General features: G+C 58.8%; 20 protein-coding genes. 11 read left to right on the forward strand and 9 right to left on the reverse strand.

The window, feature by feature from the left end; translation table 11 throughout:
* Window positions 1–100 precede the first annotated feature (100 nt).
* Window positions 101–973, forward strand: coding sequence for a 50S ribosomal protein L11 methyltransferase (locus ASB66_RS25370; protein ID WP_060717911.1), 873 nt, complete (start codon window positions 101–103; stop codon window positions 971–973).
* A 317-nt stretch (window positions 974–1,290) separates the two neighbouring features.
* Here the strand turns inward: ASB66_RS25370 and ASB66_RS26400 are convergent, their stop codons facing one another.
* Entirely contained in the window at window positions 1,291–1,455 is a 165-nt protein-coding gene (locus tag ASB66_RS26400; protein WP_156540976.1) for a hypothetical protein, read from the reverse strand.
* Window positions 1,456–1,725: 270 nt separating this feature from the next.
* On the opposite strand from ASB66_RS26400, the gene ASB66_RS25375 reads away from it, so the two are divergent.
* Window positions 1,726–3,570 carry an aminopeptidase P family protein gene (locus tag ASB66_RS25375; protein ID WP_060717912.1) on the forward strand — a complete coding sequence of 615 codons (1,845 nt, stop codon included), beginning with the start codon at window positions 1,726–1,728 and terminating at the stop codon, window positions 3,568–3,570.
* A 75-nt stretch (window positions 3,571–3,645) separates the two neighbouring features.
* On the opposite strand, the gene ASB66_RS25380 is transcribed toward ASB66_RS25375, so the two are convergent.
* The 3 genes from ASB66_RS25380 to ASB66_RS25390 form a co-directional block, all read right to left on the reverse strand.
* Window positions 3,646–3,846: a hypothetical protein gene (locus ASB66_RS25380; protein WP_060717913.1), complete on the reverse strand. Its 201-nt coding sequence runs from the start codon at window positions 3,844–3,846 to the stop codon at window positions 3,646–3,648.
* Between the two features lie 245 nt (window positions 3,847–4,091).
* A complete protein-coding gene (locus ASB66_RS25385; protein ID WP_060717914.1) occupies window positions 4,092–4,397 on the reverse strand; it encodes an AzlD family protein in 306 nt (101 codons plus the stop codon).
* Window positions 4,397–5,107, reverse strand: a complete 711-nt coding sequence (locus tag ASB66_RS25390) for an AzlC family ABC transporter permease (RefSeq protein WP_114387033.1) — start codon at window positions 5,105–5,107, stop codon at window positions 4,397–4,399. The genes ASB66_RS25385 and ASB66_RS25390 overlap by 1 nt, the downstream gene beginning before the upstream one ends.
* A 309-nt stretch (window positions 5,108–5,416) precedes the next feature.
* On the opposite strand from ASB66_RS25390, the gene ASB66_RS25395 reads away from it, so the two are divergent.
* Together ASB66_RS25395 and ASB66_RS25400 are read left to right on the forward strand one after the other, a co-directional pair.
* Complete coding sequence (locus ASB66_RS25395; RefSeq protein ID WP_060717916.1) at window positions 5,417–5,680, forward strand: DUF2164 domain-containing protein; 264 nt, start codon at window positions 5,417–5,419, stop codon at window positions 5,678–5,680.
* A gap of 306 nt (window positions 5,681–5,986) precedes the next feature.
* Window positions 5,987–6,721 (forward strand): sulfite exporter TauE/SafE family protein, encoded by a 735-nt coding sequence (locus ASB66_RS25400; RefSeq protein WP_060717917.1) that lies wholly within the window; start codon window positions 5,987–5,989, stop codon window positions 6,719–6,721.
* A gap of 53 nt (window positions 6,722–6,774) precedes the next feature.
* Here the strand turns inward: ASB66_RS25400 and panB are convergent, their stop codons facing one another.
* From panB to pncA, 3 genes are read right to left on the reverse strand one after another with little or no spacing between them, the layout of a single operon-like run.
* A complete protein-coding gene (gene panB / locus ASB66_RS25405; protein ID WP_060717918.1) occupies window positions 6,775–7,599 on the reverse strand; it encodes a 3-methyl-2-oxobutanoate hydroxymethyltransferase in 825 nt (274 codons plus the stop codon).
* Entirely contained in the window at window positions 7,596–8,465 is an 870-nt protein-coding gene (gene panC / locus ASB66_RS25410; protein WP_060717919.1) for a pantoate--beta-alanine ligase, read from the reverse strand. Before panC ends, panB begins: the two co-directional genes overlap by 4 nt.
* Window positions 8,466–8,508: 43 nt before the next feature.
* Window positions 8,509–9,135, reverse strand: a complete 627-nt coding sequence (gene pncA, locus ASB66_RS25415) for a bifunctional nicotinamidase/pyrazinamidase (protein ID WP_060717920.1) — start codon at window positions 9,133–9,135, stop codon at window positions 8,509–8,511.
* Window positions 9,136–9,337: 202 nt separating this feature from the next.
* On the opposite strand from pncA, the gene ASB66_RS25420 reads away from it, so the two are divergent.
* Both ASB66_RS25420 and ASB66_RS25425 read left to right on the forward strand, forming a co-directional pair.
* On the forward strand, window positions 9,338–11,671 hold the full coding sequence (locus ASB66_RS25420; RefSeq protein ID WP_060717921.1) for a glucose/quinate/shikimate family membrane-bound PQQ-dependent dehydrogenase: 2,334 nt from the start codon (window positions 9,338–9,340) through the stop codon (window positions 11,669–11,671).
* A 308-nt stretch (window positions 11,672–11,979) separates the two neighbouring features.
* Complete coding sequence (locus ASB66_RS25425; protein WP_114387035.1) at window positions 11,980–12,261, forward strand: DUF6074 family protein; 282 nt, start codon at window positions 11,980–11,982, stop codon at window positions 12,259–12,261.
* 174 nt (window positions 12,262–12,435) lie between these two features.
* On the opposite strand, the gene ASB66_RS25430 is transcribed toward ASB66_RS25425, so the two are convergent.
* Both ASB66_RS25430 and ASB66_RS25435 read right to left on the reverse strand, forming a co-directional pair.
* Window positions 12,436–13,188, reverse strand: coding sequence for an alpha/beta fold hydrolase (locus tag ASB66_RS25430; protein ID WP_060717922.1), 753 nt, complete (start codon window positions 13,186–13,188; stop codon window positions 12,436–12,438).
* A 3-nt stretch (window positions 13,189–13,191) separates the two neighbouring features.
* Window positions 13,192–15,714 carry an ATP-dependent helicase gene (locus ASB66_RS25435; RefSeq protein ID WP_060717923.1) on the reverse strand — a complete coding sequence of 841 codons (2,523 nt, stop codon included), beginning with the start codon at window positions 15,712–15,714 and terminating at the stop codon, window positions 13,192–13,194.
* 324 nt (window positions 15,715–16,038) lie between these two features.
* On the opposite strand from ASB66_RS25435, the gene pstS reads away from it, so the two are divergent.
* From pstS to ASB66_RS25460, 5 genes are all read left to right on the forward strand, one after another.
* A complete protein-coding gene (pstS, locus tag ASB66_RS25440; RefSeq protein WP_060717924.1) occupies window positions 16,039–17,088 on the forward strand; it encodes a phosphate ABC transporter substrate-binding protein PstS in 1,050 nt (349 codons plus the stop codon).
* A gap of 99 nt (window positions 17,089–17,187) precedes the next feature.
* A complete protein-coding gene (gene pstC, locus ASB66_RS25445; RefSeq protein ID WP_060717925.1) occupies window positions 17,188–18,162 on the forward strand; it encodes a phosphate ABC transporter permease subunit PstC in 975 nt (324 codons plus the stop codon).
* Window positions 18,163–18,171: 9 nt separating this feature from the next.
* Window positions 18,172–19,023, forward strand: coding sequence for a phosphate ABC transporter permease PstA (gene pstA, locus ASB66_RS25450; protein ID WP_060717926.1), 852 nt, complete (start codon window positions 18,172–18,174; stop codon window positions 19,021–19,023).
* A gap of 36 nt (window positions 19,024–19,059) precedes the next feature.
* Window positions 19,060–19,860, forward strand: coding sequence for a phosphate ABC transporter ATP-binding protein PstB (pstB, locus tag ASB66_RS25455; RefSeq protein ID WP_060717942.1), 801 nt, complete (start codon window positions 19,060–19,062; stop codon window positions 19,858–19,860).
* A 122-nt stretch (window positions 19,861–19,982) separates the two neighbouring features.
* Window positions 19,983–21,392, forward strand: coding sequence for an FAD-binding oxidoreductase (locus tag ASB66_RS25460; protein ID WP_060717927.1), 1,410 nt, complete (start codon window positions 19,983–19,985; stop codon window positions 21,390–21,392).
* The last annotated feature ends 68 nt before the right edge of the window (window positions 21,393–21,460 follow it).

Consider the following 21,460-nt stretch of genomic DNA (forward strand, 5'->3'; position numbering starts at 1 on the left):
GCCTTTCCCGCTTTGATGTTGCAACGGCGCGTCAGGCATTGTACCGGAAGCGGCAGGAACGTGGGCGTTCAATCAGCCCGCCCCATAGGGAATATCGACCGTGAGCGAACTTCGTTTTTTCACCAGCACCACCGAAGTGCAGGCCAATCACATTCTCGACCTCCTGAGCCTGGAGTTCGGCGAAGAGGATTATGCGATTGCCACCACGGAAGTCGATGAAAAACGCGATATCTGGCAGACCTCGATCTACCTGATGTTCGATGAGGAAGACGATATACTGGCGAGGGTGAAGACGGCGCTGGTCGCGGAATTTCCGGATCTGCCGGTCGAGCGTGAAGTGATCCCCGATATCGACTGGATCGCCAAATCGCTGGAAGGCCTGACGCCTGTCCGGGCAGGGCGGTTTCTGGTTCATGGGTCCCATGACCGCGACAAGGTGCGTCCCCATGATCTGGCCATCGAGATTGATGCCGGTCAGGCTTTCGGCACCGGCCACCATGGCACGACCGCTGGCTGCCTGGAAATGATCGACAGCGTGGTGCGCGCCCGCAGGCCCCGCAATGCGCTGGATCTGGGCACCGGCAGCGGCGTTCTGGCCATCGCTGTGCGCAAGCTGGTGAATGTACCGGTACTGGCCACCGATATCGATCCGATCGCGGTGCGGGTGGCCAAGGAAAACGGCACTCGCAACGGCGTCCCCAACGGAATCGAATGGCGCACTGCGCCGGGTTTTCATTCAACGGCTTTTGGTGAATTCGGGCCTTTCGACCTGATCATCGCCAATATTCTTGCTCGCCCATTGATGAAGATGGCGCCGCAGCTCGTCACTCATCTGGCGCCGGGCGGTTCCGTCATCCTCTCCGGGATTCTGGCATCGCAACGCTGGAAAGTGATCGCCGCCTATAATGGTGCGGGGGTGAAGCATGTGCGCACCATCTGGCGCAATGGCTGGGTCACCATTCATCTGCAATAGGCCGATCTTTGATATGTTTTCAGCTTGCGATGATTGTGTGCGGTGCAGCAGTGAATAACGCGCATGGCTGGAGCGGGACAATTGCCGTCAGACTTGTGCCAGCAGGCTGGCGTTTTCAGAAATGTCGCTTTTCACAAAAACAAAAAAGGCGGCACCGCCATGCCGCCTTTTCTAGATCAGGTTTCCCTGATCAACCCGCGAACCCTGGGAGGAGAGGCTCAAGCGGGTCCCGTAGCCGGGACTGTATTCGATAGGTAAAATGGCCGCTCGACACGCTTCCACAGCGGCAGCGTCGCATAGGCCATTTCAGCATGGTATTAGATTGCAGCGCGAACCGAGCCGTTGCGGACGGTGCCAGTGCGGGTTTCGCCAGCCAGAATGTCACGCGACAGGGAAGAAGCGCCGGTCAGACCGTTGCGGCCAATCTGACGGCCGAGCGGCATGGCGCGGGTCGGAGCAGAGGTGCGGATCGGGCTGGTCATCGGAGGTCTCTTCGGTTTTGTTTAGCATGTTGCGTTGCGGTGCTTCTAATCGGTTTAGCTGATTTGCGACAGCGTTTTGCTGGCATGGGAGCCATGCGCTCAGCGCATCGATTATGATGCTGTCAGACTCTTTGTGGTCAAAAAACCGTCACAATCTGCCCCGGGCGGACGGGGAAGGGCGAAAAGCGGGGCAAAGGTGATGGAAAGGGTGTCATTTCGGCGCCGCTGTTATAGGTTGGCAGCAGTTTTTGACAGTCTCGGACAGGTCTCATGTTCCAAAGTTTTGACGTTACCTCTACTCCTCAATTCGGCCGCGACCGTGTCGCGGCGCTGCGCGACCGGTTTTCGGGGCTGGGTATCGATGGTTTTCTGATCCCGCGGGCCGATGAATATCAGGGTGAATATGTCCCAGCCTCAGCCGAACGCCTGTCCTGGCTGACCGGCTTTACCGGCTCGGCGGGCGAAGTTCTGGTAACGCAGAGCCAGGCCGTGGTCTTTGTCGATGGCCGCTATGTCACGCAGGTGCGCCAGCAGGTGGACCTCGAGGTGTTCACACCAGGCGACCTGATCGACGAGCCTCCGACCAAGTGGATACCAACTCATGCACCGAAGGGTTTCCGTCTGGGCATCGATCCATGGATGCATACGGTGGCGCAGGTGTCGCTGCTGGAAAAGGCGCTGAACGAGATCGGCGGCACGCTGGTGCTGGTCGATGAAAATCCGCTCGATGCGGTCTGGACCGACCGTCCTGCCGAGCCCTTGGGTGCCGTATCGATCCAGCCGATGTCTGCCGCCGGGGTCGAGGCTGGTGAGAAGATTGCCAAAATCGCCGATGGCCTCGCAGCAAAAGACGCAGCGGCGGTGGTGATCACCGATCCATCGTCGGTGGCCTGGATCTTTAATATTCGTGGCCAGGATGTGCCTCACACGCCGCATCCGCTGTCGCGCGCAATCATCCATGCCGATGGCAAGGCCGAGCTGTTTCTGGACCGGCGCAAGACGAATCCCGAGGTCGAGACCTATCTCGATGGTCTTGCCACCCGGCTTGATCCGCAGAATTTCGTTTTGCAATTGGCGATGCTGGCGCAGACCGGCGCCCGCATTCTGATGGACCCGGATCTCTCGCCAGCGGCATTGGCACGTCTGGTGGCCAGCCGGGGCGGCAAGGTCGTTGATGGTGCCGATCCGGCCAAGCTTGGCCGGGCGGTGAAAAACCTCGTTGAATTGAATGGCTCGGCTGTCGCCCATGTCCAGGATGGCGTGGCCGTGGTCGAATTCCTCAGCTGGCTCGACCGTCAACCTGCGGGCAGCGCGACTGAGATCAGTGCGACTCGGGCTTTGGAAACCATCCGCGCCAAAGTGGGCGAGCGGATGCAGAACCCGCTGAAGGATGTGTCCTTCGATACGATTGCCGGGGCAGGCGAACATGCCGCGATCATGCATTACCGGGTGACGACGGAAAGCGACCGACCGATACGGGCAGGCGAAATGTTCCTGGTCGATTCAGGCGCGCAATATGTCAATGGCACCACGGACATTACTCGCACGCTTGCCGTCGGCGCGGTGCCGGACGATCAGAAACGGTTTTTCACGCTGGTGTTGAAGGGCATGATCGCCATCAGCACGGCGCGTTTTCCCAAGGGGACGCGCGGCTGCGACATCGACCCGCTGGCACGCATCAACCTGTGGAAGGCCGGGGCGGATTTCGCCCACGGCACTGGCCACGGCGTCGGCTCGTTTCTGTCGGTGCATGAGGGACCGCAGCGGATTTCCCGGCTTTCCACCCAGGAATTGCTGCCAGGCATGATTCTCTCCAATGAGCCTGGCTACTACCGGCCCGGTCATTTCGGCATCCGGATCGAAAACCTGATCTATGTGCGCGATCTGGAGCCGGTGAACGGCGGCGACCTTGATATGATGAGTTTCGAGACGCTGACTTTCGCGCCCATCGATCGCTACCTGATCGTTGAGGACATGCTGACCCGTGAGGAACTGCGCTGGCTGGACGATTATCACGCCCGCACACGAGAGCAGCTTTTGCCGCTGGTGGAGGGAGATGATGCCCGAAGCTGGCTGATCCGGGCGACGGAGCCACTGGCGCGGTCTGCTATTTAAAAAAGCGAGGATGCAGAGGCATCTTCGCTTTGGGCATGTTTGTTTTGAAAAATGATAGAGGTGGAAGGAGGGTGTTCAGCGCCCTCTTTCCTCGCTTTCGCGGATGGCCTCATCCAGTGCCACTTCCAGCAGATAGCTCAACATCTCGCAATGAGCCGCTTCCGACGCTTTGATCAGCTTTTGCAGGTCCTCGGCAATCTGATGGATGGAATGGGCGTTCGCTGCCGGTTCCTTGCCGCCGGCAATCAGCTCCAGTCGATGACGTTGATGACCCATTTAAAAAACCCTCTCAATTCATTCCGCCTTTTTGCCGCATGGCGCTATCAATAATATTGCCAATCAGACTGCCCTCACGTTGTGACGAGACGAATCGGCAAGGCAAACGGTTGCGACGACAGAGTTCTACCATAGGTTATTTATATTAAATATAGCTGAATAAGGGATACTAACTGTAAAACAAGCCTCACCCCAGTTTCGGCGGTTTTGGAGAGGTGATTGCCGCAGGGTGGAGCCGAGAGGGATCAGGCCATGAACTGGCGGATCAGCACGGCGGCGCCCCAACCGGTGAGCAGCATGGGGATCAGCGAAAAGCGCAGGCCAACGACGAGACCAAGCAGCATGGCGAATTTCACCTCCATACCACCGGCGTAAAAGGCCGGGGCGACCAGTGTGGTCAACACGGCGGCAGGAACGGCGTTCAGCGCTGCATCGACCCGGGGTGGCAGGGTCTTGAAACGGCTGATCACCAGATAGCCGCCGGCGCGGGTAAGGTAGGTGGCAAGGGCGGCAGCCAGAATGATCGCCACCATAGAGGGGTCGAGATCCATCATTGTGCCACCTCTGGTCTATCCTCTAGGGTCGCCTGGGTCTTGGGTGGCAGAAGGGCTGCGGTAACAATGCCGGCCAGTGCGCCGAGGCTGACATGCCAGGGTGAGCCAACTGCATGCATGGCGAAAACCGCCGCCACGGCACTGACGGCAACCACGATCAGGAAGTTCGGACGCTTGCGAAAGCCAAGCACGCTGCCCATGAAATAGACAGGCAGCAACACGTCGAGGCCGACCGCTTTCGGATCGCCGATCAGGCTGCTGAACACTGCCCCAATCGCCGAAAATCCGACCCAGGGAAGATAGATGGCCAGCGCAAAGCCCATATACCAGCCGAAGGAAACGGACTTGCCACCTTCGGAATGTTTGACGGTTTCGGCAAATTGTGGATCGGTCATGAAGAAGAAGGCGACGGCCTTTTGCAGTCCGCTCAGCCGTTGGAAATACGGGCCAATGGCCGCCGAATAGAGGATATGGCGGAAATTGACGGCAAACACCGAGAGCACGATCAGCCAGGCCGGAACGTTATTGCCGAATAGATCGATGCCAACCAATTGGCTGGCGCCTGCAAAAATCGTCGCACTCATCAGCGTCGCCTCAGCCACCGATTGGCCATGGGCGGCAGCGACTGCACCAAACAAGGCGGCGAAGGGCAATGTGGAAAGGGTGATGGCGGTGCTTTGGCGCGCGCCATCGGTAAAGTCTGACATCGTCTTTTCCTAGAGCATTTCCAGCAAAAGTGTGTAGCGGTTTTGCGTCCGGAAATGTGTTGAAACAAATAGTTAGAGTATTTATGCGTTTCTATGAAACGTAGAAATGCTCTAAATGGGTATATGCCTTGGGATGGCCTGTCTTTCACGCCAGCCCTTATTTCCCCTCCCAAGAATGAGGGGTGGACTAGAACATCATTGCGAAACGAGCAAATCAATAGGAGTGATCCTGCGTTGATTTCCATTGATGCGTGCTCATAGTCATGTCCTATTCCACCCGATCCTTCTTGTCGAAAAGGAACATTGTGAATGCCCAAGACAGATGATGTGAAAGCGGATTTTTCAAAAGAGGAACTGGCCCTGCTGGTCTCACGGCTGCAAAAACACCTGGCGAGTGAGCATGAGGTCGAGCTTGGACGGTTCGAGGTCGAAAGTCTGATCGATTTTCTGGCTGGAACGGTCGGTGTGCATTTCTACAACAGAGGTCTTACCGACGCCCAAACCCTGCTGGCCGAGCAGATCGACCGCTTCAATGACGGGATCTATCAATTGGAGCGGACGATGGCGTCTTGAGGTTTGCGCCATGGTGGACTGTGTTCTCCGTTGACTTGACGCTAGCCAGAACTTAAAGCGCATCTATTGACAAAGCAACCTTTGAGAGCAATTGACGCATGGCGATTAACAAGACGCCCGATCTGCTGTTTTGCTGGGGAGGCCGCGCCGACCATCCTCTGATTGGCAGACGCACAAGCTAGTATTGCGGTTTAGAGCACGTCCGCGTTTCGTTGAAATGCATCAGCTCTCTAAGCCTTTATTTTATGAATTTCTGGACGAAAACCGTTTCACGCTTTTCCTGGAAATATTCTGGGTCCACATTCGATGCTGATTAATATGCTTGGACTTCCCTTTGGTGCGCTTCTGGGAACAGCCGGAGGCTTCCTGGGAACCGGAGGCGGGACATTTGCAATCCCGCTTTTGGTTTTGTTTGCGGCCTATGATCAGAAGCTGGCCCAAGGGACAGCTTTGGTCATGGTGGTCACCAATGTCCTCTATGCCCTGGTGAAATACCGCAATAAGGGTAGCTTCGATCTCAAGACGGCCCTTGTGTTGGCCGTCAGTGGCAGCGTCACGTCTGCGACCAGCTCTCTCTGGGCCTTATCGCTGTCGAGCGAGACATTGAAGCTCTGGTACGGTGTGTTTTTGATGCTGCTTGCGGCCTTCGTCGCCGTCACGCGCAACATAAAATTCGTCTCGCATGGCCTTGATTATCGTTGGGCTTTTCTGCCGGGGGCAATTGGCGGCATATCGCTCGGCTTGTTTGGGGTTGGAGGCGCCATGCTGGCCGTTCCCTTGCTTGTAATGTTCTACGGGCATTCCCAGGTTCGGGCGCAAGGCCTCGGACTGGCGCTGGCGCTGCCCGGTTGCAGCATTAGTCTGATGCAATATGGCTATTACGGCCATGTCGATTGGGTGCTTGGCTCGATGCTGGCCATCGGCGGGCTTTTGGGCGTGCCAGCGGGCGTCCATTTGGCCCACAAGGTCGATGAACGCACCCTGGGTCTGTCATTTTGCACATTGCTGATTGCCGCGGGCCTGCTTGTTGTCGTCAAATAGCCGTAGCGCCTCACGCCGGATGAAGGCGCGAGGCGCTACCTTCTCTTTGGTGGTTACGATTTACGCGGCTGAAACGTATGCTCCGGCCCGGGAAATTGCCGCGCTTTGACCTCGGTTGCATAGTCTTCCACGGCCTTTGAAATCACCCCGGCCAGCTCGGCATAATGCTTGACGAAGCGCGGCTTGAAATCGTTGAACAGGCCCAGCATGTCGTCTGAGACCAGGATCTGGCCATCGCAGGCAGGCGAGGCGCCGATGCCGATGGTGGGGATGGCAAGAGTTTCGGTTATGTCCCGCGCCAACGGCTCCACGGTGCCTTCAATGACCAGCGCGAAAGCGCCTGCCTTGGCTATGGCGGTGGCGTCGGCCCGGATCTTGTCGGCTTCCGCCTCGTCATGGCCTTTGGAGCGGTAGCCGCCTGACGTGTTGACCTGCTGCGGCATTAGCCCGACATGGCCCAGCACTGGAATGCCGCGCTCCACCAGAAAGGCGACGGTCTCGGCCATTTCCGTGCCGCCTTCCAGCTTGATGCCGTCACAGCCGGTTTCCTTCATGATCCGTGCCGCATTGCGGAAGGCCTGTTCCCTGGATTCCTGATAGGAGCCGAACGGCATATCGACGATGACGCAGGCGTGACTGACTCCGCGTAACACCGCTTGCCCATGGGCAATCATCATCTCCAGGGTGACGCCAACCGTGGTGTCCAGCCCGTAGAGCACCATGCCAAGGCTGTCGCCGACCAGCAGCAGATCGCAATGCGTATCCATCAGCCGCGCCATTGGCGTGGTATAGGCGGTGAGGGACACAATCGGGCGCTGATGCTTCAGCGCGGCAATGGTGGTGGGCGTCAGGCGTTTCTGGCGGGGCGGGGCGCTCACTCGGCGGCTTCCTTCTTGCTTCTGGTCTCGATGACCCGGTTATCCAGCAGCTTGGTCGTGCCGATCTCTACGTAAAGTAGCACCAGAAACGGCTGGTCCAGATGGGGCAGGGTGGCCAGCGTATCGGGGTGACGCACGGCGACCACATCGGGCTTTGCCAACGGCTCGCGGGCAATGAATGCGGCAAGGGTGGCTTCCATCTCCGCCGCATCGGTTACGCCTGCCCGGTATAACCGTTCCGCCTCCTCCAGCGCTTTCGGCACGATGACGGCGGCGGCGCGCTGCTCCTCGGTCAGATAGACATTGCGTGACGAGCAGGCCAGCCCATCCGCCTCGCGGACGGTTGCTACCGGCACGACGCGCACCGGCATGGCCAGATCCTCGACCATGCGGCGGATGATCGCCACTTGCTGATAATCCTTCTCGCCAAAATAGGCGGCATCCGGCTGGACGATGTTGAACAGCTTGGTGACGACGGTTGCCACGCCCGCGAAATGGCCGGGACGGGCCTTGCCCTCCAGCTCACTGCCCAGCCTCGGCAGATCAACGACGGTCTCCATCGGGCGCGGATACATGTCGGCCACGCCAGGCGCAAACAGAAAATCGACGCCCGCCGCCTCCAGCATTTCACTGTCACGGGCGAGATCGCGGGGATATTTCTCCAGATCTTCGCCCTTGCCGAATTGCAGTGGGTTGACGAAGATCGACACAACGGTCACGGCGTTTTCAGCCCTGGCCTGCGCGACCAGCGTCAGGTGACCCTGATGCAGATAGCCCATGGTCGGCACGAAGCCGATGGATTTTCCAGCCTTGCGGCAGGCATCGAGCCTTTGGCGCAGGGCTGCAATCGTGTTGATAATCTCCATGGCGGCCCTCCCGAACCGATTCTTTTTGCAGCAGCTGATGCTTTTAGACGAGGACATCCGCACTGGTGATCAGCCGTGCGCCATGGGCCTGCATCTCGGCAATCGCCGCCTCCACCGTCTGCGGATCAATGCCCCGGCTGCCATCGATAATCAATCGCACGGTAACACCCGGTAGCATGTCGAGCGCATCCAGCACGGAGAACTTGACGCAATAATCGGTGGCAAGGCCCATGACATCCAGCTCGGTGATGCCCTTGTCGATCAGCCAGGTGCTAAGGCCCGTCAGGGCGGTCTGATCGTTGTCGCGCAAGGCCGAATAGCTGTCCACCAACGGGTTCAGTCCCTTTTTCTGCACATGATCGACCCGGGGGAGGTCGAGGCCGGGGTGAAACTCGGCATCCACTGTCCCCTGTACGCAATGGTCCGGCCACATCATCTGCGGCTTGCCGGAAAGCTCGCCCAGTTCGAAAACCTTGGCGCCGGGATGCTGGGAGGCAAAGCTGCCATGATTGGCTGGATGCCAATCCTGCGAGGCGACGATCAGGTCATAGGCCCCGCTGGCCATCAGGGCATTGGCGATGGGGACGATCTGATCGCCCTCTGCCACCGGCAGATTGCCGCCCGGGCAAAAGCCATTCTGGATATCGATGAGAAGCAGCGCCTTGGTCATGATCCCTCCTGCTGATTTTGCGCCAGACCATGGCAAGGCCGATCGATGCGCGCAAGGGTATGGGTAAGAGTATTTGGTCTCAAAATTTGATTTGCCGGTAAGATCGGTAGGAACCTAACGGTCGCTCCCGCGTTTGCAGTTCACCTATGCGCAAATTTTTGACGCACCCCCGCTTATTTTCAACATGCATCGGATTTGTCCTATGATCCTAATCGTTACAGCGGTCGTTTTCGCCGTCATCGGGCTCGCGCTCGGCGGCGGAGGCGGCTATCTCCTGTCGCTCGGCGGTAGCCCGTTTTACCTCATCGCCGGTCTTGCCTTCATCCTCGTTGCGCTGCTTCTGGCGATGCGCAAGGCGGCGGCGCTGTGGATCTATGGGCTGTTCATTCTCGGCTGCCTGGGCTGGGCGATCTGGGAGGTCGGCTTTGACTGGTGGCAGCTTGGCACACGCGGCGGGCTGGTCATCGTACTTGGCTTCGTGCTGCTTCTGCCTGCCGTCCGCCGCAGGCTCGGACCGCTGCATCGCCGCGAAGGCGGCATTGCCGCCAGTGCCTGGCCGGTGGCTCTGCCGGTGCTGGTCGCGCTTGTTGTCGCTGGCTATTCGATGACGCAGGACCCTTACGACAAGCCGGGTACGCTGCCGATGGATGTGGCCAGCGCCACGCCGTCCTATGGCGGCGACATGGCCGATGGCGAATGGCATCAATATGGCCGCACACCCTATGGCCAGCGCTACTCGCCGCTCACCCAGATCACCACCGATAACGTCAAGACACTGAAGACCGCCTGGACCTACCAGACCGGCGACGTGAAACAGCCCGGCGATGTCGGCGAGACCACCTATCAGGTGACGCCGCTGAAAGTGGGCGACACACTCTATCTCTGCACGCCGCACAATTGGGCCATCGCCGTGGATGCGGCGACCGGCAAGCAGAAATGGAAGTATGACCCCAATGTCGGCCTGAACCCGGATCGCCAGCACCAGACCTGCCGTGGCGTCACCTATTATGCCGACCCCGCCGCTACAGCAGGGGCACCCTGCGCTACCCGCGTCTATCTTCCGACCTCGGATGCGCGGCTGATTGCGCTCGATGCCGCCAATGGCAAGGTCTGTGAGAGCTTCGCCGACAAGGGGACGCTGCATCTGGAACAGGGCATGCCCTATAATCCGGCTGGCTATTACTATTCCACCTCGCCGCCGGTGATTGCCGCTGGCAAGATCATTATTGGTGGGGCAGTCAACGACAACTATTCCACCAAGGAGCAATCCGGTGTGATCCGTGCCTTTGACGTCCAGACCGGGGCGCTGGTGTGGAACTGGGATAGTGGCAATCCGGGCCAGACCCAGCCGCTGCCAGAAGGCCAGACATACACCGCCAATTCGCCGAACAGCTGGTCGGTATTCTCGGTCGATGAACAGCTGGGGCTCGTCTATATCCCGCTTGGCAATCAGGTGCCGGACCAGTTGGGCATGAACCGCAGCGCCAATGTGGAAAAATATTCCTCCTCCGTCGTGGCGCTGGACCTCAATACCGGCGCCGACCGCTGGGTGCAGCAATTCGTCCATCACGATCTCTGGGACATGGATGTTCCTGCCCAGCCCGTGCTGCTGGATATTACCCGCGATGGCACCACCGTTCCCGCGCTCGTTGCCTCCACCAAGCAGGGCGATGTCTATGTGCTGGACCGGCGCACTGGCCAGCCGATCATTCCGATCAAGGAACTTCCAGCCCCCGGCGGCACCATCCCCGAAGATCATGCATCACCAACCCAGCCGATTTCCGCCTTAAGCTTCCGCCCACCGAAGCTCGAAGAGCGCAATATGTGGGGCGTGACGCTGCTCGATCAGCTGGCCTGCCGAATCAAGTTCCACCAGTTGCGCTATGACGGCCAATATACCCCGCCATCGTTGCAGGGCTCGATCATCTATCCCGGCAATTTCGGTACGTTCAACTGGGGTTCGGTTGCTGTCGATCCGGAAAAACAGGTTATGTTCGGCATGCCGACCTATCTGGCCTTCACCTCACAGCTTGTGCCGCGTGATCAGGTTCCGGCCAAGGGGCAAGGCGAAAAAGGCTCGGAACAGGGGCTGAACCGCAATGATGGCGCGCCTTATGCCGTGAAAATGGGTCCATTCCTGTCGCCCATCGGCGTTCCCTGCCAGGCGCCGCCATGGGGTACGGTTGCCGCCGTCGATCTGAAGACCGGCAAGATCGCCTATCAGCATCGCAATGGCACTGTGCATGACATGACGCCGCTGCCGCTGCCCTTCAAGGTCGGCGTACCCGGCATCGGCGGGCCGATGATTACCAAGGGCGGCGTGGCTTTCCTCGGTGCTGCCGTCGATAATTATCTTCGCGCCTATGACCTCGCCACAGGCAAGGTTCTCTGGGAAGGCCGGCTTCCGGCTGGCGGCCAGGCGACCCCGATGAGCTACGAGCTGAACGGCAAGCAGTATGTTGTGATGGTCGCAGGCGGTCATGGTTCAATCGGCACCAAGCCGGGGGATTATGTGATCGCCTATACGCTGCCCTAGCCGCTCCGCCCCATAATCGCCGCTGACTGGCTGTAAATGGCGATGTCTGTGCTTACCTAGGCTCACGTACATGAGTACGCTCGGCTCCGGTTCTCGACATCACCATTTTCGCCACGTCATCGGCAATTCTGGAACGAACCGGCACCTCGCATTCCGCAAATACAAAATATTATAAAATCTCACCCCTGCCGGTTTTCACCGGGAGGGGTCTTCTTTTGGAACAATTGATTCAAATGTCCTTCCGCTACGGCAACCAAACCTTAACCATGAAGCCGTAAAACGAATCATCAGTATAAAGGATGGTTCGGATGCCCAACACTGCCGCCAAGCTTGAACCCGTCGTCTCGACGCTGGCTTTCTTCCCGCTGGCCAGCCGCCGTGACATGGTGCGTGGTGCCGCCGTGACGCTGGACCGCCTGCAAGGCAACGATGCCACCATCTACTGGCGCGCCACCTGCCGCCAGCTCGGTGCCGAACTCCTCGATCTCGGCTGCCCCGAAGACGTGATGCGTGGCGAGATCATGAATTTCCAGGACGCCGTGCAAATGGAACTGATGTGGCTGCATCGGAATGAGGAAGCGCGGGGCTGAGCTTGCACTGGCGGCGGGGTTTTAAGTTGACGCCTGCCATGGGTTGACAGGGATTACGCCCAGTCCAAAAATTCTAACCGCTGGTTTAGGAAAAATCGACATCACGGGTCGTAAGCTCGATCAGTCCAAAGGCAATGAAACGTCAATCAGATGCTTTGCCTCACATCGGATCACTTAGCTTGTCTTTAAAAAGAAATCGCGTAAGGCGGCAACGAAGGCTGCGTGATTGTCGAGCATCATGTTATGGCCAGCCTCTGGAATTGTAACGACCGGCAGGCTGGCGGCGCGGATTTGGTCCTGGCAATGCGGATTGGGTGTTTTGGCTCCGACGATAATCAGCCGTGGCATGGTCAGCCCAAGCAGCCGCTCGCAAAGATCGTCCGGCATGTTCTTTCCAAGCGAATGCTCGCTGCGATACATGGCAACCGGGTCGGCGTTCCGCATCGTTGCTGGCCATACATCGCCAACGGAGGTCAAAGCATTGGCAAAGCCCTGCTCAATAAAGGCGTGTTCGGTATAAGCCTCGGCACGGAGCCGGGGAGTGGGCGTCAGGCTTGGCTCGCATAGAACCAGAGAACCGACAAGATCCGGCCTTGACGACGCGAGCGCAACGGCAATAGAGCCGCCCATGCTATGGGCGACGATGTCAACATTCGACAAGCCAAGGTCGTCGAGCAACCGTGCCAGGCTTTGTGCCTGACGATCAATGGTATAGTCGTAATCTTGGGGCCGATCGCTGATGCCGAAGCTGAGCAGATCAATGAGCAGGCTTCTTTGGCCGACGAGCAACGGATCTGCCGCACTTGCCGTGAAATAGGCGAGCGAGGAGCTTCCAAGGCCATGGATGAAGATCCGCACTGGCTCTCGTCCTGCCAGTTCGACATAGCCGATCCGCGCGCCGGTATCTGTAACAGCAACATGCTTCATGGCTCAAGCCCGCTCCACAAACCCATCGAGCACCCGCTTTTGCCCAGCTCGATCAAAATCAATCGTCAGCTTATTCCCCTCGACGACAGACACATTGCCGTTGCCGAACTTGATATGAAAAACCCGGTCGCCGACGGTGAATTTTGATGGTTCGGTGCTGGTGGATTTGGCGACCAACTGGCCGTCGATGGTTTGGCCGCGGGGGCCGCTTTCGCCGTAGCCGATGCGTTCGACCGCGTGGCCGGAGCGGCTGCCCCAGTTTTCGCGGGTGGCGTCGGTTTTGTTGGCCTGGGCGCGTTTCCAGCCGGGGGTGGAATAGGAATTGGCAAACGGTTCCTGTTTGTCAAAGCGGGACTGGCCGTAGCCGCCGCGTCCATAGCCGCCATAGCTGGTTTCCACTTCTGCCACTTCCACATGGGCGGGCGGTAGTTCATCCAGGAAGCGCGACGGCATGGTCGATTGCCACAGGCCATGAATGCGCCGGTTGGAGACGAACCACAGGTGGCAGCGGCGCTTGGCGCGCGTCAGGCCGACATAGGCCAGCCGCCGTTCTTCCTCCAGCGCGGCGCGTCCGCCTTCATCAAGAGCGCGCTGATGCGGAAACAGGCCTTCTTCCCAGCCGGGCAGGAACACCGTTTCGAATTCCAGCCCCTTGGCGGAATGCAGCGTCATGATTGAAACGGCGTCGAGATTTTCGTTGGTCTCGGCATCCATCACCAGCGAGACATGCTCCATGAAGCTGCGCATGCTCTCGAAGGCTTCCATCGAGCGGATCAGTTCCTTCAGGTTTTCCAGCCGCCCCGGCGCTTCCGTCGATTTGTCGTTCTGCCACATGGCCGTATAGCCGCTTTCGTCGAGGATCTGCTCGGCAAGTTCGGTATGCGGCGTGTTTTCCAGCAGATCCTGCCAGCGGCGGAAATCCGTCACCACATCAAACAGCGCCTTGCGCGCCTTCGGCTTCAGTTCGTCGGTCTCGATAATGTCGGAGGCCGCCGCCAGCATCGGAATATCGCGTGTACGGGCATAGTCATGCAGGGTGCGCACGGTGGTGTCGCCTAACCCACGCTTTGGCGTATTAACGATCCGCTCGAAGGCCAGATCGTCGGCGGGCTGGCAGACCATGCGGAAATAGGCCATGGCATCGCGGATTTCCAACCGCTCGTAAAAGCGCGGACCGCCGATGACCCGGTAATTCAGCCCAAGCGTCACGAACCGGTCTTCAAACTCGCGCATCTGGAAGGAAGCGCGCACCAGAATGGCCATGTCGTTGAGCTTATGCTGGTTGCGTTGCAGCTGCTCGATTTCCTCGCCAACGGCACGCGCTTCCTCCTCCGAATCCCATGCGGCATGCACCACGACTTTCTCGTCGTTCGGATCAACCCGGTCGGTAAACAGCGTCTTACCCAGACGCCCCTCGTTATGGGCAATCAGGAACCCGGCGGCACCGAGAATATGCTCCGTCGAGCGGTAATTGCGCTCCAGCTTGATGACTTTGGCGCCCGGAAAATCTTTTTCAAAACGCAGGATGTTGTCCACTTCGGCCCCACGCCAGCCATAGATCGACTGGTCATCATCACCAACGCAGCAAATATTCACCGTGCCGTTTGTGACCTTGCCATCAGCGGTTCTGCTGCTGGGCCGCTGCGCCAACAGCCGCAGCCACATATATTGCGCCGTGTTGGTGTCCTGATACTCATCGACAAGAATATAGCGGAAGCGCTGGTGATAGTCCTTCAGCACATCCGGATTGGCGCGGAACATGCGGATCGGGTGCAGCAGAAGATCACCGAAATCGCAGGCATTCAGGCTTTTCAGCCGGGCCTGGTAGGCGGCGTAAAGCTCGCGGCCCTTGCCATTGCCAAAGGCGCGGGCATCCCCCTCGGGAATCTGCGCCGGGTCGAGACCCTTGTTTTTCCAGCCGTCGATCATTCCGGCAAACATCTTGGCGGGCCAGCGCTTGTCGTCCAGCCCTTCGGCCTGGATGATCTGCTTGATCAGCCGCACCACGTCATCGGTATCGAGAATGGTGAAATCCGATGTCAGGCCGACCAGTTCGGCATGACGGCGCAAAAGCTTGACACCGATGGAGTGGAACGTGCCAAGCCACGGCATGCCCTCGACAGCGCCACCAACCAGAACGCCAACGCGCTCCTTCATCTCGCGGGCCGCCTTGTTGGTGAAGGTGACGGAGAGGATCTGGCTGGGGAAAGCGCGGCCAGTGGCCAGAATATGGGCGATACGAGTGGTCAATACCCGTGTCTTGCCGGTGCCGGCACCCGCCAGCACCAGAACGGGACCGTCAAGGGTTTCCACCGCTTCACGCTGTTCCGGGTTAAGGCCGGAGAGATAATCCGGATTGCGGTTCTGGTCGCGCGCCGCCATGGCCCGCGCAGCGATGCCCAATCCGCCGCCCGCAGGCGTCGTGGTTTCCTTTTCCGGCGTAGCCGTGCCTTTCGCTCCTTTTGCGGAGGTGCGGGGTGCAGGCTCTTCGTCGAAGAAGGGAATATCGTCAAAACCGTTGCTCATGCCCCTCAATGTAGTGATTCTACTCCGAAAGGCCAGTGAAAACGTTCTTGTTTCATTCCAATTCCGGCAAAGCGCAATCCAAATTCTGGAAAATCGGGCAGAAAAGCCTGGCGAAGATAGCTCCCTTAAAAGTTGGGGGTGGGAGGTCGCGGCACGGGGTGGATGCCTGAGATTATTCTCTTTCAATCACAGGCGCGTGAGAAGACTTGCTGCGCGGATTCCTGTCACGAAAGCTTCATGGAAGCGACTTACGCCAATTCCAGTGTCGCTCGAAAAGCCGCTGGGGCTTTGAGAGATTGCTCGACGAACACGGGGATTATTCCGATGACTTTCATGAAAAAGATCGCCACGGGTGCGGCGCTTGCCGCCTTTTCGGTCGCCTTTACCGGTGCGGCTTTTGCCGCCGATATTTCCGGTGCCGGTTCCAGCTTCATCTACCCTGTGTTTTCCAAATGGGGTGAAGCCTATAAGGCCAAGACTGGCATCAGCCTGAATTACCAGTCCATCGGCTCCGGCGGCGGCATCAAGCAGGTTGAAGCCAAGACCGTGACCTTCGGCGCTACCGACAAGCCGCTGAGCGACGAGGAACTCACCAAGAACGGCCTGACCCAGTTTCCGATGGTGATGGGCGGCATCGTGCCGATGTATAATATCGAAGGCGTCAAGCCGGGCGAACTGGTGCTGGACGGCAAGGCGCTCGAAGCCATTTACATGGGCACGATCACCAAGTGGAACGACCCGGCGATTGCAGCCCTCAACAAGGGCGTTAAGCTGCCCGACCAGGCCATCGTTGTCGTTCATCGTGCCGATGGCTCCGGCACGACCTTCAATTTCACCGATTACCTCAGCAAGGTTTCCGCCGAGTGGAAGAGCAAGATCGGTTCCGACACTGCTGTTGAATGGCCGGTTGGTATCGGTGCCAAGGGGTCTGAAGGCGTTGCCAATACGGTCAAGCAGACCGCTGGCGCTATCGGCTATAACGAATATGCCTATGTGATCCAGAACAAGCTTGGCTATGCCAAGATGAAGAACGACGCCGGTAAGGTGGTCGAGCCTTCACTGGACAGCTTTGCTGCCGCCGCTGCCAATGCCGATTGGGCCGGTGCCAAGAATTTCAACGTCGTCATCACCAATCAGCCCGGCGAAAAGAGCTGGCCGATTGCTGCTTCCACCTGGGTGCTGATCCATAAGGACCCTGTCGACAAGGACGCGACCGAAGCCGCGCTGAAGTTCTTCGCCTGGGCCTACAAGGATGGCACCGGTGAAGCCAAGGCGTTGGAATATGTCGCTATTCCAAAGCCGGTGGTGAAGCTGATCGAAAACTCCTGGGACAACATCCAGAAGGACGGCAAGCCGGTCTTCAAGGCGATGTAATCGCCGTTCGTCTTTCCTCGCCAAAAACAGCGGACGGTCATCGCCCGCTGTTTTCATATCTGAAACACGCCGCTGCCTTGTCCCTTCGGAAAGCTCTGCATGACCGCCATTCATCCGTCGACCATAAGCGAGGACGAGGCAAGAACCGCTGCCGCCAAGCGGGTGCGCTTTGCCGATGCAGTGTTCATCCGCGCCACCTGGCTTTGCGCCATGCTGGTGATGGTCGCATTGCTCGGGGTGTTCCTGTCGCTGCTGATCGAATCCCTGCCGACCTGGCGAGAATTCGGCCTATCCTTCCTGTGGAACGAACGCTGGAGCCCGGCCAAGGACATTTACGGGGCCGCCGCACCGATTTACGGCACGTTGATTACCTCGGTTATCGGCCTGGTGATCGGCGTTCCCGTCAGCTTCGGCATCGCTATTTTCCTGACTGAAATGTGTCCACCGCTGCTGCAACGGCCCATCGGCACTGCCATTGAGCTTCTGGCTGGCATTCCCAGCATTATTTACGGGCTCTGGGGCTTCTTTGTGCTGGCGCCGATCATGCAATCCGTGGTGCAGCCCGCTTTGATCGCCACATTCGGCAATGTGCCTGTTCTCGGCCTGCTGTTCAGCGGCGCACCCTATGGCATCGGTCTTCTGACAGCGGGGATCGTGCTGGCCATCATGGTCATTCCATTCATCACCTCTGTCACCCGCGATGTGTTCGGTACGGTGCCGGTGCTGCTCAGAGAATCGGCCTATGGCATGGGCATGGCCACCTGGGAAGTCGTCTTCCACATCATCATTCCCTATACGCGGCGCGGCTTGATCGGCGGCGTCATGCTGGGGCTTGGCCGGGCGTTGGGCGAAACCATGGCGGTCACCTTCGTGATCGGGAATTCACACCGGATCGCCACCTCGCTGCTATCGCCCGCCACGACGATTTCCGCCTCGATTGCCAATGAGTTTTCCGAGGCGACATCGGATCTCTATACGTCCAGTCTGGTGGCGCTTGGTCTCATCCTGTTCTTCATTACCTTTGCAGTTCTGGCGCTTGCCAAGTGGCTGATCGGGCGCAGCGAAAGTTTTTGAGGCCAGCCGATGTCGATTGTTTCTCGCCGCTATCTCGTCAACCGTATCGCCCTTGGCCTGTCACTGGCCTCGGCCATGCTTGGTCTCGCCGTTCTGGCGGCGATCCTGTGGACGCTGTTCAGCAATGGTCTGCAAGCGATCACGCTTGACCTCTTCACCAAGATGACACCGCCGCCCGGCTCGGATGGCGGTCTTGCCAATGCCATCTATGGTTCCTTCATGATGACGCTGCTGGCAACTGTGGTGGCAACGCCAATCGGTATTCTGGCTGGCACCTATCTTTCGGAATATGGGCGCGGCACGAAGCTTGGCATGGTGGCGATCTTCGTCAATGATATCCTGCTGGCCGCACCGTCCATCGTCATTGGCCTGTTTGTCTATACGCTGCTGGTCGTGCCGTTCCGGCATTTCTCCGGCTATGCCGGGGCTGCCTCGCTGGCGCTGATTGCCATTCCGGTCATCAACCGCACCACCCAGGATATGCTGGCGCTGGTGCCGGATGCAATGCGTGAGGCGGCGGCGGCGCTTGGCGCGCCACGCTGGAAAATCATGACCTCGGTGATCTGGCGCAGCGCCCGCTCCGGCATGTTGACCGGTGTGCTGCTGGCTGTCGCCCGGATCAGCGGCGAGACCGCACCTTTGCTGTTTACCGCGCTCAACAATCAATACTGGACCGCCGATCTCAGCCAGCCGATTGCCAATCTGCCGGTGGTGATCTTCCAGTTCGCCATGAGCCCCTATGAGGATTGGCAGCGGCTGGCCTGGGGCGGGGCATTGCTGATCACGGTGACGATCCTGGTTTTGAATATCGTCGCACGAAGCCTGTCGGCGGGCTTGTTGTTTGGAAAGAAGGATAGATAGATGCAAATGTCTGACACGGGTACCAGGACGCCTCTGATGCGCGCGCCCCTGCAAGCCTTCAATCCGTCCGATATTGGCCGCCCTATCAAGGTCGAGGCCAAGCAGCTGTCATTTTATTACCAGAACGGCTATCAGGCGATCAAAAATGTCGATCTCGGCCTGCGTGACCGCACGGTCACCGCCTTTATCGGCCCGTCCGGCTGTGGGAAATCGACCCTGCTGCGAATTTTCAACCGGATGTACGATCTCTATCCGGGCCAGAAGGTGACGGGCGAGGTTTTGCTCGATGGACGCAATATTCTCAACCCATCGGAAGACCTGAACCGGCTGCGCGCCAAGATCGGCATGGTCTTTCAAAAGCCGACGCCGTTTCCGATGTCGATCTACGAGAATATCGCTTTCGGCATCCGTCTTTATGAAAAGCTTTCCAAGCCGGATATGGATAATCGCGTTGAAGCAGCACTTCAGGAAGCAGCCCTTTGGGGTGAGGTGAAGGACAAGCTGCACCAGAGCGGGCTTGGGCTTTCCGGTGGTCAGCAGCAGCGCCTGTGCATTGCCCGCGCCATTGCCGTCAAGCCGTCCGTGCTGCTGCTGGACGAACCGGCCTCGGCGCTCGATCCGATCTCGACCAGCAAGTTGGAAGAATTGATTGAAACCCTACGGTCCACCTATTGCATCGCCATCGTCACCCATAATTTGCATCAGGCGGCGCGCATCTCGCAATATACCGCCTTCATGTACCTGGGCGAACTGGTGGAATTCGACCGCACCGAAGCGATTTTCAGTGCCCCAAGCGACCAGCGTACCAGCGATTATGTGACCGGCCGGTTCGGCTGATCGTTCCGCGATGCCGAGGACGGGATATCAGCAATTCCTGCCGCAATGACTGGACAAGCCTGTCTGGTCTGGCCATACCTGCAACCAATTGACAAAATGGTTCGAGATGCAGGGAGACGGGCATGAGCAGGAAGGATGTCGTGGCGGGAATGCGCAACGAGGAAGGGATCGCAACCGTTCTAGGCCTGCTCAAGCAGTCCTTCGGCGAGCGGTTCCAGACCGGCCAGTCCTTTCGTGAGCAACATGCCCACACCACCACCTATCTGCCGGCGCAATTGCCCGATGGGGTGGTTTTCGTCGAAAGCGCCGAGGATGTGAAGACAGTGGTGCGGATCTGCGCCCAGCATAAGGTGCCGATGGTGCCGTTCGGGGTTGGCTCGTCGCTGGAGGGGCAGGTCAATGCGGCGCATGGCGGTATTTCCATCGATTTCACCCGGATGGACAAGGTTCTTGAGGTCAATGCCGAGGATCTCGACTGCGCCGTGCAGCCCGGCGTGACGCGCGAGGCGCTGAACACCTATCTGCGTGATACCGGCCTGTTCTTCCCCATCGATCCCGGCGCCAATGCCTCCATTGGCGGCATGGCCTCGACAAGGGCTTCCGGCACCAATGCGGTACGCTATGGCACGATGAAGGACAATGTCATGGCCCTGACGGTGGTGACCGCCAATGGAGAAGAGATCCGCACCGCCCACCGCGCCCGTAAATCCTCGGCGGGCTATGACCTGACACGGCTGTTTGTCGGTGCCGAAGGTACGCTGGGGGTGATCACCTCGATCACCCTCAAACTTCAGGGCATTCCGGAAAAGATTGGTGGCGGGGTCTGCGCTTTTGCCGATGTAAAATCGGCCTGCGATGCTGTCATCATGACCATCCAGATGGGCATTCCCGTGGCGCGGATCGAGCTGCTCGACGCTATGCAGGTCCGGGCCTGCAATGCCTATTCCAACCTTAGCCTGCCGGAAAGGCCGACGCTGTTTCTGGAGTTTCACGGCACGGAGCAGACGGTGGCCTTGCAGGCGGAACAGTTTGCAGCCATTGCCGAGGAGTATGGCGCCGAAGACCTGCGCTTCACCTCCGATCCGCAGGAGCGCGCCCAATTGTGGAAAGCACGTCACAACGCCTATTGGGCAGGCCGGGCGCTGGCCCCGGAACTGGCGGGCTTGTCGACCGATGTCTGCGTGCCGATCTCCAAACTGGCGGAATGCGTGGCGGAAACCCAGGCCGATATTGCCGAGACCGGGCTTCTGGCACCGATTGTCGGCCATGTCGGTGATGGTAATTTCCATCTGCTGATCCTGTTCGACGACAAGGACGCTGAGAATGTCGATAAGGTAGAGGCGTTCATGGCGCGGTTGAACGACCGTGCGCTGGCCATGGATGGCACCTGCACCGGCGAACATGGGGTCGGCCAGGGCAAGATGTCCTATCTGGAAGCTGAGCTTGGCGGAGCGCTGGATGTGATGCGCCAGGTAAAGCGTGGACTGGACCCCGACAATCTGTTTAATCCAGGCAAGATCTTCCGGCTTTGATCCGCAGGCTTAAAGCCGTTACCATAATGAGTAGGCCGGTTTGATAACGGGCATGAAACAACAACATG

Origin of the sequence: Gillisella vitis (assembly GCF_001541345.2) — a bacterium.
Classification (GTDB): Bacteria; Pseudomonadota; Alphaproteobacteria; order Rhizobiales; family Rhizobiaceae; genus Allorhizobium; species Allorhizobium vitis.

Coding starts and splice junctions, on each gene's coding strand:
- ASB66_RS26400 (WP_156540976.1), bottom strand. CDS start 1,455: ATGACCAGCCCGATCCGCACCTCTGCTCCGACCCGCGCCATGCCGCTC.
- ASB66_RS25375 (WP_060717912.1), top strand. CDS start 1,726: ATGTTCCAAAGTTTTGACGTTACCTCTACTCCTCAATTCGGCCGCGAC.
- ASB66_RS25380 (WP_060717913.1), bottom strand. CDS start 3,846: ATGGGTCATCAACGTCATCGACTGGAGCTGATTGCCGGCGGCAAGGAA.
- ASB66_RS25385 (WP_060717914.1), bottom strand. CDS start 4,397: ATGGATCTCGACCCCTCTATGGTGGCGATCATTCTGGCTGCCGCCCTT.
- ASB66_RS25390 (WP_114387033.1), bottom strand. CDS start 5,107: ATGTCAGACTTTACCGATGGCGCGCGCCAAAGCACCGCCATCACCCTT.
- ASB66_RS25395 (WP_060717916.1), top strand. CDS start 5,417: ATGCCCAAGACAGATGATGTGAAAGCGGATTTTTCAAAAGAGGAACTG.
- ASB66_RS25400 (WP_060717917.1), top strand. CDS start 5,987: ATGCTGATTAATATGCTTGGACTTCCCTTTGGTGCGCTTCTGGGAACA.
- panC (WP_060717919.1), bottom strand. CDS start 8,465: ATGGAGATTATCAACACGATTGCAGCCCTGCGCCAAAGGCTCGATGCC.
- pncA (WP_060717920.1), bottom strand. CDS start 9,135: ATGACCAAGGCGCTGCTTCTCATCGATATCCAGAATGGCTTTTGCCCG.
- ASB66_RS25420 (WP_060717921.1), top strand. CDS start 9,338: ATGATCCTAATCGTTACAGCGGTCGTTTTCGCCGTCATCGGGCTCGCG.
- ASB66_RS25425 (WP_114387035.1), top strand. CDS start 11,980: ATGCCCAACACTGCCGCCAAGCTTGAACCCGTCGTCTCGACGCTGGCT.
- ASB66_RS25430 (WP_060717922.1), bottom strand. CDS start 13,188: ATGAAGCATGTTGCTGTTACAGATACCGGCGCGCGGATCGGCTATGTC.
- ASB66_RS25435 (WP_060717923.1), bottom strand. CDS start 15,714: ATGAGCAACGGTTTTGACGATATTCCCTTCTTCGACGAAGAGCCTGCA.
- pstS (WP_060717924.1), top strand. CDS start 16,039: ATGACTTTCATGAAAAAGATCGCCACGGGTGCGGCGCTTGCCGCCTTT.
- pstC (WP_060717925.1), top strand. CDS start 17,188: ATGACCGCCATTCATCCGTCGACCATAAGCGAGGACGAGGCAAGAACC.
- pstA (WP_060717926.1), top strand. CDS start 18,172: ATGTCGATTGTTTCTCGCCGCTATCTCGTCAACCGTATCGCCCTTGGC.
- pstB (WP_060717942.1), top strand. CDS start 19,060: ATGCGCGCGCCCCTGCAAGCCTTCAATCCGTCCGATATTGGCCGCCCT.
- ASB66_RS25460 (WP_060717927.1), top strand. CDS start 19,983: ATGAGCAGGAAGGATGTCGTGGCGGGAATGCGCAACGAGGAAGGGATC.